This is a genomic window from Micromonospora sp. LOL_014 (assembly GCF_048060245.1).
Classification (GTDB): domain Bacteria; phylum Actinomycetota; class Actinomycetes; order Mycobacteriales; family Micromonosporaceae; genus Micromonospora_E.
This window is the reverse complement of the sequence record NZ_JBHMIP010000025.1, coordinates 108,979-122,705: the sequence shown is the minus strand read 5'-3', so window position 1 is coordinate 122,705 and position 13,727 is coordinate 108,979. Positions and strand designations below refer to the sequence as shown.

The following is a 13,727-nucleotide window of genomic DNA, read 5'->3' as shown; positions in this document are numbered from 1 at the left end:
CCGCCTGGCACCCCACCTGAACCCCGACCAGCGGCCGGCGGTACTGACCGCAGCACTCGACATCGCCACCACAATCGCTGACGGGCGTGCACGGGCGCAGGCGTTGACCGGCCTGGTACCCTATCTAACCCCCAGCCAGATCTTTCGCATTCTCGAGATTGACCGTGGCCGAAACCTGGGGGTGGCACGTGCGGCCGTCGAACGAATGGGAGCTCTTTCAATCCCGGCTCTCAGTGAACTGGGCCTACCGATTGCCCGGCTCGCCATGCGCCAACTTCGCCGTGACAGTTGCTTCGAGGTGACGGCGACCCTTGCACAGCACGTCGCACAGCAGCCAATAGTACACCACCTATTGAAGGCTCAACATGACGTACATGCATGGTGGCCGTGAAAAATAGTCGGATCAAATCCCGCGTTGTCGCCTCTTTCGCCGCAACGTCTGCCGTGGACTCACTCACCGGGAGGGGTACCAGCAGCCATCGGGCCATTCCGAGTGTTTTCTCTAGAAAGCCCATTGGGGAAGAGAAGCGGAAGGCTGATCGTCCGTTCGCACTGTTATGTCAATCCGAGCGCGCGCGCTAGAGGACCTGCACCGGCGATACCCGACCCGTCTCGAACCACCTCAGCAGCGAGCATGCGACCTGCCGGACGGTGCCTGACTTCGGCCGGTGCGACGCGGTCGGCCTCAAGGATCGTTTGGGCGGCAGCCTTGAAGTCGCCTACTTGCACGTACGTCGACACGGCATCTATTAGGTACGCTGCGCGGTACTCCCTCGGCAGTCGTTGCAATCCGCCCTTTTGGGTAACCGCAGCGTGCTGCCTGGTCGCCTCTGTAGCGTCTCCGAGCGCTGCGGTCGCTACCACTTGCGCGAGGTCGACAGCTGCAGGTCCGAAGTTCGTGTTTCGGTGGTCCTTGCCATCGCCGACTTGAACGGCGATCGCTCGCGCTTGCTGGACCAGTTCAGCAATGCTTCCTTTGTCACCACGGTGGGCACCGGCTAAGGCGGCTTGGATCAGTAGGGTTCCGTACACCGAGAGCGGCTCATGTGCGCTGTTACCAAGAGCTAACGGAGCGATTCGGTGCGCAGCCGCAATGCTCGTTGCCATCGCCAGTCGGTATCGGCCCAGCGACCGTAGCACCTGCGCTAGCGATATCGCTGCTGTTGCGGCTAACAGCAGATTCTCACCGGCCGCTACGATCGCCCGGTCGGCTGCCAGCCATGCCAGGTCTGTCTCATCGACTTTCACCAGCGCTGATGCCGTTACCCGGTACGCCTGCACTATGATATCTACGTCGTCGACCGATTGCCCTGGGTTCGGCAGTCGCGCCAGGTTGAGTAGGTTCGGCAACGTCCGAAGTAGCTGCGGATAGTCAGCGTGTTGATAGGTCAGCCACGCACGTGAGACCAGGTGCGCCAGTTCTCCCGACTTCGATGCTTCTCCGGCGGTCCCCCTAGCGCTGAATACGTCGTGGCACGCCAGGGCGGCCTGGACCCCCTCAACTCCATCCGCCACTGGGCTTGCGGTTGTCGCCGGGATATCAGCACCGAGAAACTCCGCAGGACTGACCCGTAGCACCTCGGCGATTTGCTGGATGACCGAGAACTTGTCCAGCTTCCGTACGCCGCGTTCGACCTTCTCAACCCAGCTTTTCGATCGGCCGATCCGGTCGGCGAACACCTGTTGGGTCATCCGCCGTTTGACGCGCCACTGTGCGACCCGCCGGCCGACTGACGCAGTCACCGTTCGCCCGCCTCGATCCATGTCCAGGAAACGAACCGCTCGTACAGTTCGGCTGGGTCGTTGATCCCCGCTTCCTCTACAGCCAGGGGCAGTAGTTCCGCCACCTCGACGGAGAGTGCGACGGGTTCCCCGACGTACGCCTCTGTCAGCTGCACCCGTCCGGGTGGGCATGGCCAGGGCACACCGTTCGGGCATACCGTGCACAGCCAGGACGGGCGGTGCGGCTCGTGTGCAGGTTCGCCGCGACGCTGGTTCATGGAAGGTAGTGGCGGCCGGTGTTGCCGCCTCGCCGCTCCGCTCGGTCCTCGCGGGTCGCTGGACGTCGGTCCGGCGGCACGTTTCGGTCGGTGTACCGGCGTTGGCCTGGCACTGGGTATACGACGTCGATCGGCAGGTCCTGGCGCTGAAACCACTTCCCGAGCAAGGCTCTCCCCCTTTGCCGTAGGAGGCGGCCAGCCCAGCCGTACCGCAACGATGATCTACGGGAGGGCACTGCTAGCGAGACTCACTCGCTTCGCTAGCCGACGCTATTTGATCAGCGTCAACCGCCGTGATCAGGCTGCCCGACGATCCGTATGACGGTCTATGGAAAGCCGTTTGCCGATTGCTTGCAAACAGGAGGGCGGACGCGTCGGCATGTCGGTCGGTGTTGCCGGGCGCGTATGCGGTCAGGCAGCGACCTTTGCCACGTACTGAACTGCCATGGCGTCGGAGCGCATGATGTAGCGGGTCGCTTCGAACGGGAAGCCGTCGGAGTCGAAGGAGGCGTGCAGCAGTACGATGACGGGTACACCGGGCGGGAGTTTCAGTGCCTCTGCCTCGTCACGGGTCGGGAATCGAGTGGTGACCTGCTCTCGGATCCGTGCCGTCCGGTATCCGAGTCGCTCCAGGGCCGCGAAGGTCCCGCCTGGTCCCAAGTCCAGTTCGGTCGCGAGGGTTGATGTTCCAACTACGCGCGTTGGCAGGTAGGTGTGGCCGAGTTGGACGGGTTCGCCGTCGGCAAGGTACCTGTTCTCTCGGAGAACGACGGCGTCGCCGAGGTCCAGGGAGAGCAGGGCGGCTACGTCGCTTGGTGGCTGCTGTCGGGATACGGCGCGGCATTCGACACGTGGTGCGCGTCCCTGCATTGTTGCCTCGGCAGCGAATGGTGTCAGGTTCTGTTGCTGTAGGGAGGGGTTGGTGTACCGGTCTGGTCCGAGGCGCATGAGCGGTGGTCGGCTACGGACGAAGACGTCGTAGAGCATCGTCGCGACTTGCGCCCATTGGGATGCGCTGACGGGCGCTGGTCCGCCCGTCTGCGCGGACCACGCCGGACGCGTTCGCCACGCTTCGGCGTCGCGGTCCGGGCCGTCGCCGGACTCTGCGGATCGGAGTCGTTTTTCGGTTTCCTGATCATCGGCAACGGTGGTCACGAGTCGCGTGAGCTGACCTTCGGCGTTGAGGCAGGCGTCCAGGGCCTTGGCGAGGTGCATGCTGGGCGGTTTCTTGCCGGACTCGATTTCCCACAGGTACGAGTGTGAGAAGTGCGCTTTGCTTGCCAGCTCCCGGAACGACATTCCTTGTTGTTGTCGGAGTCGGCGCATCAGTCGGACGAAGTTCGGGTCAACGACGATCATCCCGGTTTCCTTCCGAGCGGCAGAGAATCCGGCACGCTGGGCCGGTCGCGCGAGGTTCGGCGCTGCACCAGCGCGACGCCCGCCAGGACCAGGAGCATGCCGAGGACCATGGACGCTGTCACCTGCTCGTTGACGACCAGGAAGCCGAGTCCCACCGCGACGACCGGCAGCAGGTACGTGACCGTGGAGGCCAGGGTAGGTCCGTCATCGGTGATGAGCCGGTAGTTGAGCACGTAGGCGACCCCGGTGCCGAGGACACCCAGGATCAGCAGGCTGACAACCGCGTCGAAGCGAAGGTCAGGCACGGTCAGTCCGCCGAGGGGCAGCGCCAGGATCATCAGGATCGTGCCGGCAGTGAGCTGTGCGGCGGACAGCATGATCGGCGGGATTCCCCGGTTGGTGAGGAACTTGCCCATGTAGACGTAGGAAATTCCGTAGCTGGCAGACGCTGCCAGGATCGCCAGCCCTCCCCAACTGGCGACCTCGCTGGCCGACTTCCACGGCGTGAAGATGACCATCGCGCCGACGAAGCCGAGGGTCAGTCCCGCTCCCCGCGACCACGTTGCCGTGCGGTCAGTCCCGACCATAAAAGCGATCAGTGCCGTCCATAGGGGTGTGGTCGCGTTGAGGACTCCGGCGACACCGGAGTCAATGGTCTGCTCACCGATGCCGAACAGGGTGTACGGGACCGCGTTGGCGACCAGCGCCGCGACGAACAGATGCCCCCACGTTGTCCGGTCGGCCGGGAACCGTAGCCCTCGGTGCAGGGCGACGGGGATGAGCACCAGTGCACCGAGGGCCAGGCGGGCAAGGACGATCTGCACCGGCGTGAAGCCCCGTAGCGCCAGTTTGATCCAGAGGAATCCTGACCCCCACAGCAACGCGAGCATCACCAGCCGTACGAGGCTGCCTCGACTCATCAGGCGGCCCCGTCAGTCCTCTACGGGCATGTCGTAGTCCAGCCCGTTCAGGTCACCGCGCATCACGAACCTGGTGACCTCGAACGGCTTGTGCCGCTCGTCGAAGCTGGTGTGCAGCACCTCGATGACCGGGACGCCGGGCGGCATCCCCAACCCGGTGAACTCGTCGTGGTAGGGCATCCGGGCCGAGATCTCTTCCCTGATGCGGGTGATCCGGTGGCCGAGTTCTTCGAACCTCGCGTAGATGCTGCCCTTGCCGAGAGTCCGGTCAGTCGCCAGCGGCGATCCGTCGGCGACGTCAACGGGGATGTAGGTCACGCCGACCTGTACCGGCTCGTCATCGGCGAAGTACCAGTTCTCCCGCCGGATGACGGTCGCGGTGTTCGCGTCGATGCCGAGGCGTTCGGCGACGTCCGGCGGTGGGGTGTCGCGGGTGACCGACCGGCATTCGGTTTTGGGTACGCGGCCCTGTTTCGTGACTTCGATGCGGAACGGCGAGAGTCCCGTTTCGTTGCGGAGCTGGCGGGAGTAGCGGTTGGCTCCGAGGCGCATCAGGGGCCGGTTGGGGCGGACGTAGACGCCTCGCCCGTGCTGCGCGACGACCAGGCCCTCCCCTTGCAGGATGCTGATCGCTTCCCTGGCGGTGTTGCGTGCTGTGCCGTACCGGGCGGCTAGGTCTCGCTCCGATGGCAGCTTGTCTCCGGGTGCCAGCTCCCCCGCCTGGATGCTGAGGCGCAGGTCATCGGCTATGCGTCGGCTGGGTGGTCGCTTGTCTGTGCTGGTCGGCTCGTCCATGTCTGCCTGCCTGTCCCTGGTGGTCCCATCACCTCCCACCCTACCGCAACTGGCTCAAGCCAGCTCTTGACAAATGTTCGCCGCGCACCTCAAACTGGCTCAAGCCAGTAGCTGGCTTAAGCCAGTTGCTTCACCTCTGAGGCTAGGAGTACGTGTGCTGATCGATCCGCTCGTCCACGACGAGCCCACCCCCGACGAGTTGGCCGCGATCGAACGTGAGTGGCCGTTGATTGAGGCCGAGTTGGCGTTGTTGGACGCGGAGATCACCGCCCTGTACGCCGATGGCGGGCCGTCGTTGCTTGACCGTCGTCGGGTGCGGCGTGCTGAGCAGCGGGTGATGCGGGAAGCCGCCGCCCTGGGCGACGTGCAGGCCGTGACCGCGCTGCGGGTGCGGAAGGCGGTGGCCTGATGACGACGCCCGCGAGCATGTATCCCCGCCCGGTGCAGGAGCTGTTGCCCGCTGCCCGTGCCCTTGCCGTCCGGCTGGGCGAGGTTCCGTCGCGGAACCTGCTGATGAGGGAACTGCGGGTGGGTTCGCCGAAGGCGACCGCCCTGCGGGAAGCCCTCCACCACGAACAGCAGGATCAGGACGCGGGTCAGGTCGAGTCCACGGGCGGGCACCGGGGCCTGCGCCTGGTCCGCGACACCCCCACCGGCCAGCCTGCCGAGGCTGACATGCCGGCCCCGGTCGACCCGTCGCCGGTGTCGGCGGATGTGTCGGCGGACCCGGTGCCGGTCGCCCCGTCTGACGAGTCGTCGGCCGGGTCCGGGGCGGACCTGCCGTCGCCGGTCGCCGAGGACACCGCGCAGGCGTCGTCGCCGGTGGTGGTGGACGGACACCCGGACACGAAGATCACGACCGGTGTGCCCCGGCCGGTCCGGTCGCCGGTGCGGTCGTGGGTGTTGCTGTTGCTGGCCGCTCCCGCGTTCGTGGCGATCTGGTCCGGGTGGGTGGGGTTGGGTGAGCTGACCGGGTTCGGTGTGGTGCACCCGCTACCGGGCATCTGGGATTCCTTCGCGGTGAACACGGCGATCACGTTGCCGATCGGCGTGGAGGCCTATGCCGCGTACGCGCTACGGGCGTGGCTCGCCCCGGACGGGGTTCCGCCACGGGCACGGCGGTTCGCGGCCTGGTCGGCGATCGGGTCGCTCGTGCTGGGTGCGGCCGGGCAGGTGGCGTATCACCTGATGGAGTCCGCCGGTATCACCGCCGCCCCGTGGTGGATCACGACCGTCGTTTCGTGCCTGCCGGTGGCCGTGCTCGGTATGGGCGCCGCTCTGGCGCACCTGCTGCACACCGACCAGCGGCAGTCCTGACTTTGCCCGGCGGCACAGCCCTACGGCCTGGAAACCAGTGCTGTGCCGCCGGCCCCTCGACCCTCAGCAACCGCTTCGGGAAGGACTCTCATCGTGGCATCCACGCCGTCACCGGACGAGTTGCCGTCCACGGAAATCGTGTCGCGTATCCAGCACACCCCGGCCGGAGCAAAGGCGTGGGTGGAGCGTGACGGGCGCGGCCGGCTGTTCGTCCGCTGCCAGGGCTGCACCCTCTACCGCGAGATCGCCGGTTTGGCTCCCGCCCTGGCCGCGCTGGTCAACCACCTGCCTGCCTGCCCCGGCACCGCCGACCCCACCGGCACCGATCCGGTCTGACCGGCCCTCGACCGGGCGCGGCTACGGCACGCGGGCCGCGCCCGGTCCCCGATCCCCAACTCTCCCCCTTGGTTCTGGACTTTCTGTTGGAGGCAACCCCCATGCCCACCCCTGACGACGGCTACGACTGGCAGCAGCGGAAACCGACCTCACCGACGACGCCACCGGCGGCAACCATGCCGATGTGGTCGACCTGACCGCCCGCCGCCGCAAGACCAACCCCGCCGGATCGTTCGCTGTCGACATCGACGACGAGAGCGACGACCAGGACGACGACGCCCCGGTCCCGGTCAACCCACCCGTAACCCCTACCGGTGGCCGGTCCCGCCTCGCTGGTGTGGTGGGTGCGGAGCGTCGGCCGATCATCCCCGCCTGGCTACGCTCCCGAACCGAACTCGCCAACGCCGTCCGCTGGACTGCGGGCCACTACACACACGTCAGCATGTATCACCTGTCCCGGTCGCCCAAGTACGGCGCACGCCTGGCGTGGCGTGCCCCGTTCGGCGTCGCCCGACTACTCGGCCACACCGTCCGGTGGGTCACCGACGCCGAGGGCATCCCCGTCCGCCTGGCCGTCGTCCGGCAGGAAAACGCCGAACTGTACTTGAAGCTGTCGCGGCAGCGTGACGTACGGGTCCGGTGGCGCGGCCTGGTCCTGACCGCCCTGTTGCTGCTCGGCATCCCCACCGTCCTCACGCTGATGGCCCTTGCTGGGTCGTGGCAGCGGTGGGCGATCCTCGCCGGCATCGTCGCCCTGTTCGGTGTGGCGGGTACGCCGAAGGACAAGCCGCTGTTGGACGTCGCCGCTGTCAGTCCGCGTGTGCGGAAGCTGTCCGCCGACGTCGTCACCCGCGCCTTCCTCGCCGCCGGGTTGTGCAAGCCGGACGACCTGATCACCTTCCCCGCCCCGATCATGCGCGACGGACCCGGCTGGCGTGCGGTGATCGATCTGCCGTTCTGGACGAACGCCGACAAGGCGATCAAGAAGCGCGACCAGCTCGCCGCCGGCCTCGACCTCGACGAGGTGCAGGTGTGGCCGGAGCGGGTACGCGGCACCGCCGGTTCTGCCCGCCGCCTGGCGTTGTGGGTCGCCGATGAGGACCCGTACGCCAAGGGGTCCGGCCCCTGGCCGCTCATCGCGAAGGGCAGCGTGGATGTGTTCGCGCCGTTTCCGTTCGGGCAGGACCAGCGCGGACGCCCGGTGCCGCTGCTGATGATGTTCACGTCCCTATTGGTCGGAGCCATCCCGCGCATGGGGAAGACGTTCGCCGCACGCCTGCCCGTGCTCGCGGCGGCGTTGGATCCGATCGTTGAGCTGCACATCTACGACGGCAAGGGCGGTCAGGACTGGCGACCGTTCGAACGGATCGCCCACCGCACCGGCTACGGCGTCCGCGACGAGGTCGTAGAAGCGTTGGTGGACGACCTACGCGGCCTGGTCGCCGACATGAACCGCCGCTACGACACCATCGCCACCCTGCCCGCCGACCTGTGCCCGGAATCGAAGGTCACCCGGCAGATCGCCGAGAAACGGTCGCTCAAGCTGTGGCCCGTGCTGGTGGCGGTCGACGAGTTTCAGCGCTACTCCGCCCACCCTGTCCACGGGGATGAGATCGTGTCGCTGCTGACCGAGCTGTGCAAGGTCGGCCCGTCGGTCGGGATCATGATCCTGCTGGCCACGCAGAAGCCGGACGGCAAAGCCGTGCCGACCGACCTGCGGGACAACATCGGCACCCGCTTCGCCCTGAAAACCATGACGTGGCAGTCCTCCGAAGCCGTCCTTGGTGCCGGGTCGTACACCGCCGGCTACGACTCGTCGCGGTTCCAACGCGGACACAAGGGCGTCGGCATCCTGCTCGGCGCGGACGACTCCGGATCGGTCGACGAAGCCGTGACCGTGCGGACCAACCTCGCCGAAATGGCCGACGTCGAGAAGGTCATCAGCCGTGCCCGGGAGTCGCGGGAGCGGGCCGGCACGTTGACCGGCCACGCCATCGGCCAGGCACCCGAAACCATCGCCCGTGCCGGGGACACCCTGTTGGACGACATCCTCACCGTCGTCCCGCCGACCGAGGCGAAGGTGTGGTCAGAGACCGTCGTCGCCCGACTCGCCGAGCTACGCCCCGACGTCTACGGCCGGTGGGAACCAGCCCAACTCGCGGCGGCACTCAAGCCACACGGCATCACCGTCGGCCGGCAGGTGTGGGGCACCGACCCGGCCACCGGCAAGGGTGCCAACCGCAAAGGCATCCACCGCGACGACATCACCACCGCCGTAACCAAGCGTGACCAACGCCGCAAGGCTGGATAGCCGCTCGCGGGCCGCTAGGTCTATCGGCGACACCCGCTAGACCTAGCGGCACCGCTAGCCGCCGAAACAAACCCCTGCCAGGACGCTAGCCGCCTAGCGCCCCTACCCCCGCACGCCCGAAAACCGCCTGTGGAGGCACCTGATGGACCCGTACGCCACCCTCGCTAGCCTGCTCTGCCCCCTCGCCATCATCGTCACGTTCGGTTACCTGATCACCTGCGCGATCTGGCCGTTCGGACCCTGCCGACGCTGCCACGGCACCGGCAAACGCCGCGCCCCGTTCGGCAAGGCGTTCCGGCTCTGCTACCGGTGCGACGGCACCGGACGCCGTATCCGCATCGGCCGGCACGTGTGGAACGAGATCCGCCGCGAACACCGCAACGGCACCAACCGATGAGCCGCCGGCATCCGCACGGGGAACACACCGACTGGTGCGCCCGTGACCACCGCTGCGGACACGACGGACACCGCTCCCCGTCGATGATCGTCGACCTGCCCGGCCACGCCCGCGCCGTCCTCACCCGCATCCGCACCGCAGGCGGACACGACCAGGCCGAAATCCGTATCCGGGTCGCCCTGGCCGACGCCGACCCCGCCGCCCGCCGACAACTCGCGGTCCTGCTCGCCGACCTGGACGACCTGATCACCCGGACCGCCGCCGCCGGCCGACCCCACCCCCGGCCGAACCAGCACGGGCACCGACCCGCCGCCTGACCACCAACCGACGACATCGAAGGAGGAACGCCTAATGAGTCGACAGTCCACCCACGACCACAACGCGGAACGGGCCGTCATCGGCGCGGCACTCATCGCCCCGCACGCCCTGGCCGACCTCACCGCCCTGCTCACCGCCGACGACTTCCACCGCCCCGCCCACGGCATCATCTGGCAGGCCCTGACCGCTGTCCACGCCACCGGCCAGGCCACCGACCCCATCACCCTGACCGCCTACCTTGCGGAGACGGGCGAGTTGGGCAAGGTCGGCGGTGCCCCCTACCTGCACACACTCATGCGCGACGTCCCCGCCGCCGGCAACGCGGGGCACTACGCGCGGATCGTCGCCGACCACGCCGCCCGCCGCCGGGTCGTCGACCTCGGCGAGCGACTGACCAGCCTCGCCGAATCCGGCGCGGACGTCGCCGACGTCATGGCGACCGGTCGCGTGCTGCTCGACCAGGCCGACACCAGCGGTTGGGCACCGCTGATCCCGCTCGGCGACCGCCGCCACCTACCCGCCTTCCCCGCCGAAATGCTGCCCGCCTGGGTCGCCGACATGGTCTACGGCGTCGCCGAGTTCACACAGACCCCCGTCGACCTGCCCGGCTGCATCGCCCTCGCCGCACTGTCCACCGCTGCCGGTGGCCGGGCCGAGGTCGAAGTACGGGGGTCGTGGCGGGAACCGGTCAACCTGTTCACCGTCGTCGTCCTGCCGCCCGGTTCGCGGAAGTCAGCGGTGTTCTCCGCGATCACCGGGCCGTTGCTGGCCGCTGAGAAGGCGTTGGTGGAGCGGACCCGACCGGCCATCGTCGAAGCCGAACTCGCGGCACGGGTGGCCGGGAAGACGGCAGAGAGAACGGCTATCGCCGCCGCGAACGCGGATGCGTCCGGCCGTGACACCCTCCTGGCTGAGGCGACCGCCGCCGCGATGAACGCCGACACCATCACCGTCCCCGCCCTGCCACAGTTGGTCGCCGACGACGTCACCAGCGAGGAAGCCGCATCCCTGCTCGCCGAACAGGGCGGACGCCTGGCCGTCCTGTCCCCCGAAGGCGGCATCTTCGCCACCATCGCCGGCCGCTACTCCGGAACCCCCAACCTTGAGGTGTTCCTCAAGGGGCATGCCGGGGACATGCTGCGCGTCAACCGCCGGTCCCGTGCGCCGGAACATGTCGAGCATCCGGCGCTGACACTCGGCCTGGCGGTGCAACCCGATGTCCTACGGGACATCGCCGACATGCCCGGATTCCGCGGCAAAGGGTTGCTCGCGCGCATCCTGTTCAGCCTGCCGGAGAACACCGTCGGACGACGCCGCATCGGAGCCGACCCCGTACCCGAACCAGTCGCCACCACCTACGCCGCCAACCTCGCCACGATGGTCATGTCCCTCGCCGAGTGGACCGACCCCGCCGTCTTGCCACTCACCCCCGACGCCAACACGCGGGTACTCGACATCGAACGCGCGGTGGAACCCCGACTGGCTCCCGGTGGCGCGTGGTCACACGTCATCGACTGGGGCAGCAAATACACCGGCGCGGTCGTCCGCATCGCCGGACTGATCCACCTCGCCGAACACCTCCGCGACGGATGGGGAAAACCCATCCACGCCGACACCATCGACCGGGCCGCACTCATCGGCGACTACTACGCCGCACACGCCCTGGCCGCATTCGACGACATGGGAACCGACCGGACCAGCCGACACGCCCGCCACGTCCTCACCTGGATCGAACGCACCACCACCACCGCCTTCACGAAACGGGAGCTGTTCCGGGCCGTCCGCAGCAGCCAACTGCCCACCGTCGCCGACCTCGACCCCGCCCTGTCCCTACTCGAAATGCACGGCTACATCCGCCACGTCGACGCACCCCGTGCGCGGGCCGGTGGTGGCCGACCCCCCTCGCCGTCCTACCTGGTCCACCCCGACCTACACGGGCAACCCGCCGCCACCGTCCACGCCCTGCCGGACGCCGTCCGGCGGACCGCCTGATGCCCCGGACAGAACTGACACAACTGACACAACCCCCTGCCGACCGAGGTTCTGTCAGTTCTGTCAGTTCTGTCCACGGCCAAACGGGGTGCCCGACGCCCCCGGCGGCGGACGGCAGCAGCCGAGGGCCACCACGTCCGCCGGACCGCCGAACCCCTCGGACAGAACTGACACAACTGACACAACCCCCCGCTGACCGAGGTTCTGTCAGTTCTGTCAGTTGTGTCCACGGCCCACCGCCACCACCCCCACCGCCCCAGGACTGACAGGAGTACCCCTCGCTGTGCCACCCAAGGCGCTCTACAAGGTCTCGGAAGCCATGGTCATCCTCAGCCTCAGCCGCACGATCATCTATGAGCTGATCCGCTCCGGCCGGCTCCGGTCCGTACGGGAAGGCCGTGCCCGGCTGATCCCCGCCGGGGCGATCGCCGATTACGTCGCCCTGCTCGAACGCGAGAGCATCGGGCGGGCCGCCTGATGACGAAGCGACGCAGCAGGGGCGACGGTGGCCTGTACTGGAGCGAAGCGCGGCAACGATGGATCGCTGAGATCACCATCGGCTTCACACCGGCCGGTAAGCGGCTCTACCGGCGCGGTAGCGGCAAGACCAAGACCGAAGCGAAGGCCAAGCTCAAGGAGGTCATGCGAGACCATGAGGACGGGATCGCCGCCGGCCCGACCGGCGTCACCGTCTCCGACGCGGTGACGGACTGGCTTACGTACGGGTTGAACGGCCGGGCCGCGAGCACGGTCACCAAGTACACGATCTTGTGCAACACGCATGTCATCCCCGCCCTGGGCGCGCGCAAGCTCCGGGAGCTGAGCGCCAGCGACGTCGACCGGTGGCTAGCTGACAAGGCGAAGGAACTCAGCACCGGAACCATGGGGGTGATCCATTCCTGTCTGAACCGGGCGGTTACTCGCGCGATGGCGCGCGACCTGGTCAAGCGCAACGTGGTCGACCTGTGCAGCATCCCGTCCGGGCAAGCCGGTCGCCCATCGAAGTCACTCAACCTCGACCAGGCCAAGGCGATCCTGAAAGCCGCTGAACAGAGCAGCCTCTACGCGTACGTCGTGGTGTCGCTGCTCACCGGTGCCCGTACCGAGGAACTACGCGCGCTGCGGTGGGACCGCGTCGACCTGGACGGCAACCCGGACGCCGATCCGCCTACTCCCCCGACGATCAACGTGTGGCGGTCGGTGCGGGTCGGTGGCGACACCAAGACAAGGAAGTCACGTCGCACCCTCGCACTACCGGCCCGGTGCGTCGCTGCCCTCAAACAGCACCAGGCCGACCAGCGACGCGCGCGGCAGCGTGCCGGAAGTCGATGGACGGAAACCGGCGTGGTGTTCTCGTCGTCGACCGGGCAGGAACTGGACGCTGCGAACGTCCGCCGAGCCTTCCGCCGGATCGCCCGGCTGGCCGGACTGAACGAAAAGGAATGGACGCCCCGCGAATTGCGACACAGCTTCGTGTCGCTGCTGTCGGACAGCGGCATGAGTCTTGAGCAGATCGCCGACCTGGTCGGCCACGCGGGCACGTCGGTCACGGAGAAGGTTTACCGGCACCAGCTACGGCCGGTCCTGCTCAGTGGAGCACGGGCCATGGATGAGATCTTCGGACCCGACGACGAACCAGCCGGGGAAGCTCAGACACTCAGTTAGACACTCAGAGGCCGTGCCGGGTGATCGGCACGGCCTCTGACCTGGTGGGCGATACTGGGTTTGAACCAGTGACCTCTTCCGTGTCAAGGAAGCGCGCTCCCACTGCGCCAATCGCCCTCGTTGTGACGAGGTGGAGACGGGATTTGAACCCGTGTACACGGCTTTGCAGGCCGTTGCCTCGCCTCTCGGCCACTCCACCGAGGTTGCCCCCGACGTGCTGTGGTGGCATCTCCGAGCGGACGACGGGACTCGAACCCGCGACCCTCACCTTGGCAAGGTGATGCGCTACCAACTGCGCTACGTCCGCTTGTCTCCGC

The 13,727-nt window shown here is 67.6% G+C and carries 15 protein-coding genes and 3 tRNA genes; 10 read left to right on the top strand and 8 right to left on the bottom strand.

All coding sequences use genetic code 11. The annotated features are described in order from the left end of the window. Nucleotides 1-391, top strand: a 391-nt coding sequence (locus ACFHW1_RS21605) for a hypothetical protein (RefSeq protein WP_416615996.1), incomplete at its 5' end; no start/stop codon positions are given. Between the two features lie 164 nt (nucleotides 392-555). Here the strand turns inward: ACFHW1_RS21605 and ACFHW1_RS21600 are convergent. The 5 genes from ACFHW1_RS21600 to ACFHW1_RS21580 all read right to left on the bottom strand — a co-directional run bounded on the left by ACFHW1_RS21600 (nucleotide 556) and on the right by ACFHW1_RS21580 (nucleotide 5,074). Next, the gene (locus tag ACFHW1_RS21600) at nucleotides 556-1,743 is read right to left on the bottom strand and encodes a helix-turn-helix domain-containing protein (protein WP_416615995.1); all 1,188 of its coding nucleotides are present in this window, start codon (nucleotides 1,741-1,743) and stop codon (nucleotides 556-558) included. Further along, nucleotides 1,740-1,898 carry a hypothetical protein gene (locus tag ACFHW1_RS21595; RefSeq protein ID WP_416615994.1) on the bottom strand — a complete coding sequence of 53 codons (159 nt, stop codon included), beginning with the start codon at nucleotides 1,896-1,898 and terminating at the stop codon, nucleotides 1,740-1,742. Before ACFHW1_RS21595 ends, ACFHW1_RS21600 begins: the two co-directional genes overlap by 4 nt. A 513-nt stretch (nucleotides 1,899-2,411) precedes the next feature. After that, nucleotides 2,412-3,359 carry a UTRA domain-containing protein gene (locus ACFHW1_RS21590; protein ID WP_416615993.1) on the bottom strand — a complete coding sequence of 316 codons (948 nt, stop codon included), beginning with the start codon at nucleotides 3,357-3,359 and terminating at the stop codon, nucleotides 2,412-2,414. Continuing rightward, nucleotides 3,356-4,279 carry a DMT family transporter gene (locus ACFHW1_RS21585; protein ID WP_416615992.1) on the bottom strand — a complete coding sequence of 308 codons (924 nt, stop codon included), beginning with the start codon at nucleotides 4,277-4,279 and terminating at the stop codon, nucleotides 3,356-3,358. Before ACFHW1_RS21585 ends, ACFHW1_RS21590 begins: the two co-directional genes overlap by 4 nt. A gap of 12 nt (nucleotides 4,280-4,291) precedes the next feature. Beyond that, nucleotides 4,292-5,074 (bottom strand): GntR family transcriptional regulator, encoded by a 783-nt coding sequence (locus tag ACFHW1_RS21580; protein ID WP_416615991.1) that lies wholly within the window; start codon nucleotides 5,072-5,074, stop codon nucleotides 4,292-4,294. A gap of 154 nt (nucleotides 5,075-5,228) precedes the next feature. Here ACFHW1_RS21580 and ACFHW1_RS21575 point away from each other — a divergent pair, with 154 nt between their 5' ends. The 9 genes from ACFHW1_RS21575 to ACFHW1_RS21535 all read left to right on the top strand — a co-directional run bounded on the left by ACFHW1_RS21575 (nucleotide 5,229) and on the right by ACFHW1_RS21535 (nucleotide 13,410). After that, entirely contained in the window at nucleotides 5,229-5,483 is a 255-nt protein-coding gene (locus tag ACFHW1_RS21575; protein ID WP_416615990.1) for a DUF6284 family protein, read from the top strand. Then, nucleotides 5,483-6,391: an ABC transporter permease gene (locus ACFHW1_RS21570; RefSeq protein WP_416615989.1), complete on the top strand. Its 909-nt coding sequence runs from the start codon at nucleotides 5,483-5,485 to the stop codon at nucleotides 6,389-6,391. Before ACFHW1_RS21575 ends, ACFHW1_RS21570 begins: the two co-directional genes overlap by 1 nt. Before the next feature lie 93 nt (nucleotides 6,392-6,484). Next, nucleotides 6,485-6,727, top strand: a complete 243-nt coding sequence (locus tag ACFHW1_RS21565; RefSeq protein ID WP_416615988.1) for a hypothetical protein — start codon at nucleotides 6,485-6,487, stop codon at nucleotides 6,725-6,727. Between the two features lie 184 nt (nucleotides 6,728-6,911). Then, nucleotides 6,912-9,038 (top strand): cell division protein FtsK, encoded by a 2,127-nt coding sequence (locus ACFHW1_RS21560; protein WP_416615987.1) that lies wholly within the window; start codon nucleotides 6,912-6,914, stop codon nucleotides 9,036-9,038. A 142-nt stretch (nucleotides 9,039-9,180) separates the two neighbouring features. Next, the gene (locus tag ACFHW1_RS21555) at nucleotides 9,181-9,435 is read left to right on the top strand and encodes a hypothetical protein (protein ID WP_416615986.1); all 255 of its coding nucleotides are present in this window, start codon (nucleotides 9,181-9,183) and stop codon (nucleotides 9,433-9,435) included. Beyond that, on the top strand, nucleotides 9,432-9,752 hold the full coding sequence (locus ACFHW1_RS21550) for a hypothetical protein (RefSeq protein ID WP_416615985.1): 321 nt from the start codon (nucleotides 9,432-9,434) through the stop codon (nucleotides 9,750-9,752). Before ACFHW1_RS21555 ends, ACFHW1_RS21550 begins: the two co-directional genes overlap by 4 nt. A gap of 34 nt (nucleotides 9,753-9,786) precedes the next feature. Beyond that, on the top strand, nucleotides 9,787-11,745 hold the full coding sequence (locus ACFHW1_RS21545) for a DUF3987 domain-containing protein (protein WP_416615984.1): 1,959 nt from the start codon (nucleotides 9,787-9,789) through the stop codon (nucleotides 11,743-11,745). A gap of 283 nt (nucleotides 11,746-12,028) precedes the next feature. Further along, nucleotides 12,029-12,223 carry a helix-turn-helix domain-containing protein gene (locus ACFHW1_RS21540; protein ID WP_416615983.1) on the top strand — a complete coding sequence of 65 codons (195 nt, stop codon included), beginning with the start codon at nucleotides 12,029-12,031 and terminating at the stop codon, nucleotides 12,221-12,223. Beyond that, nucleotides 12,223-13,410, top strand: a complete 1,188-nt coding sequence (locus tag ACFHW1_RS21535) for a site-specific integrase (protein ID WP_416615981.1) — start codon at nucleotides 12,223-12,225, stop codon at nucleotides 13,408-13,410. The genes ACFHW1_RS21540 and ACFHW1_RS21535 overlap by 1 nt, the downstream gene beginning before the upstream one ends. 42 nt (nucleotides 13,411-13,452) lie before the next feature. On the opposite strand, the gene ACFHW1_RS21530 is transcribed toward ACFHW1_RS21535, so the two are convergent. From ACFHW1_RS21530 to ACFHW1_RS21520, 3 genes are all read right to left on the bottom strand, one after another. After that, nucleotides 13,453-13,527 (bottom strand) — tRNA-Val (locus tag ACFHW1_RS21530). A gap of 11 nt (nucleotides 13,528-13,538) precedes the next feature. Next, a tRNA-Cys gene (locus tag ACFHW1_RS21525) sits at nucleotides 13,539-13,609 on the bottom strand. Between the two features lie 35 nt (nucleotides 13,610-13,644). Beyond that, nucleotides 13,645-13,717: transfer RNA gene (locus tag ACFHW1_RS21520), tRNA-Gly, on the bottom strand. Between the last annotated feature and the right edge of the window lie 10 nt (nucleotides 13,718-13,727).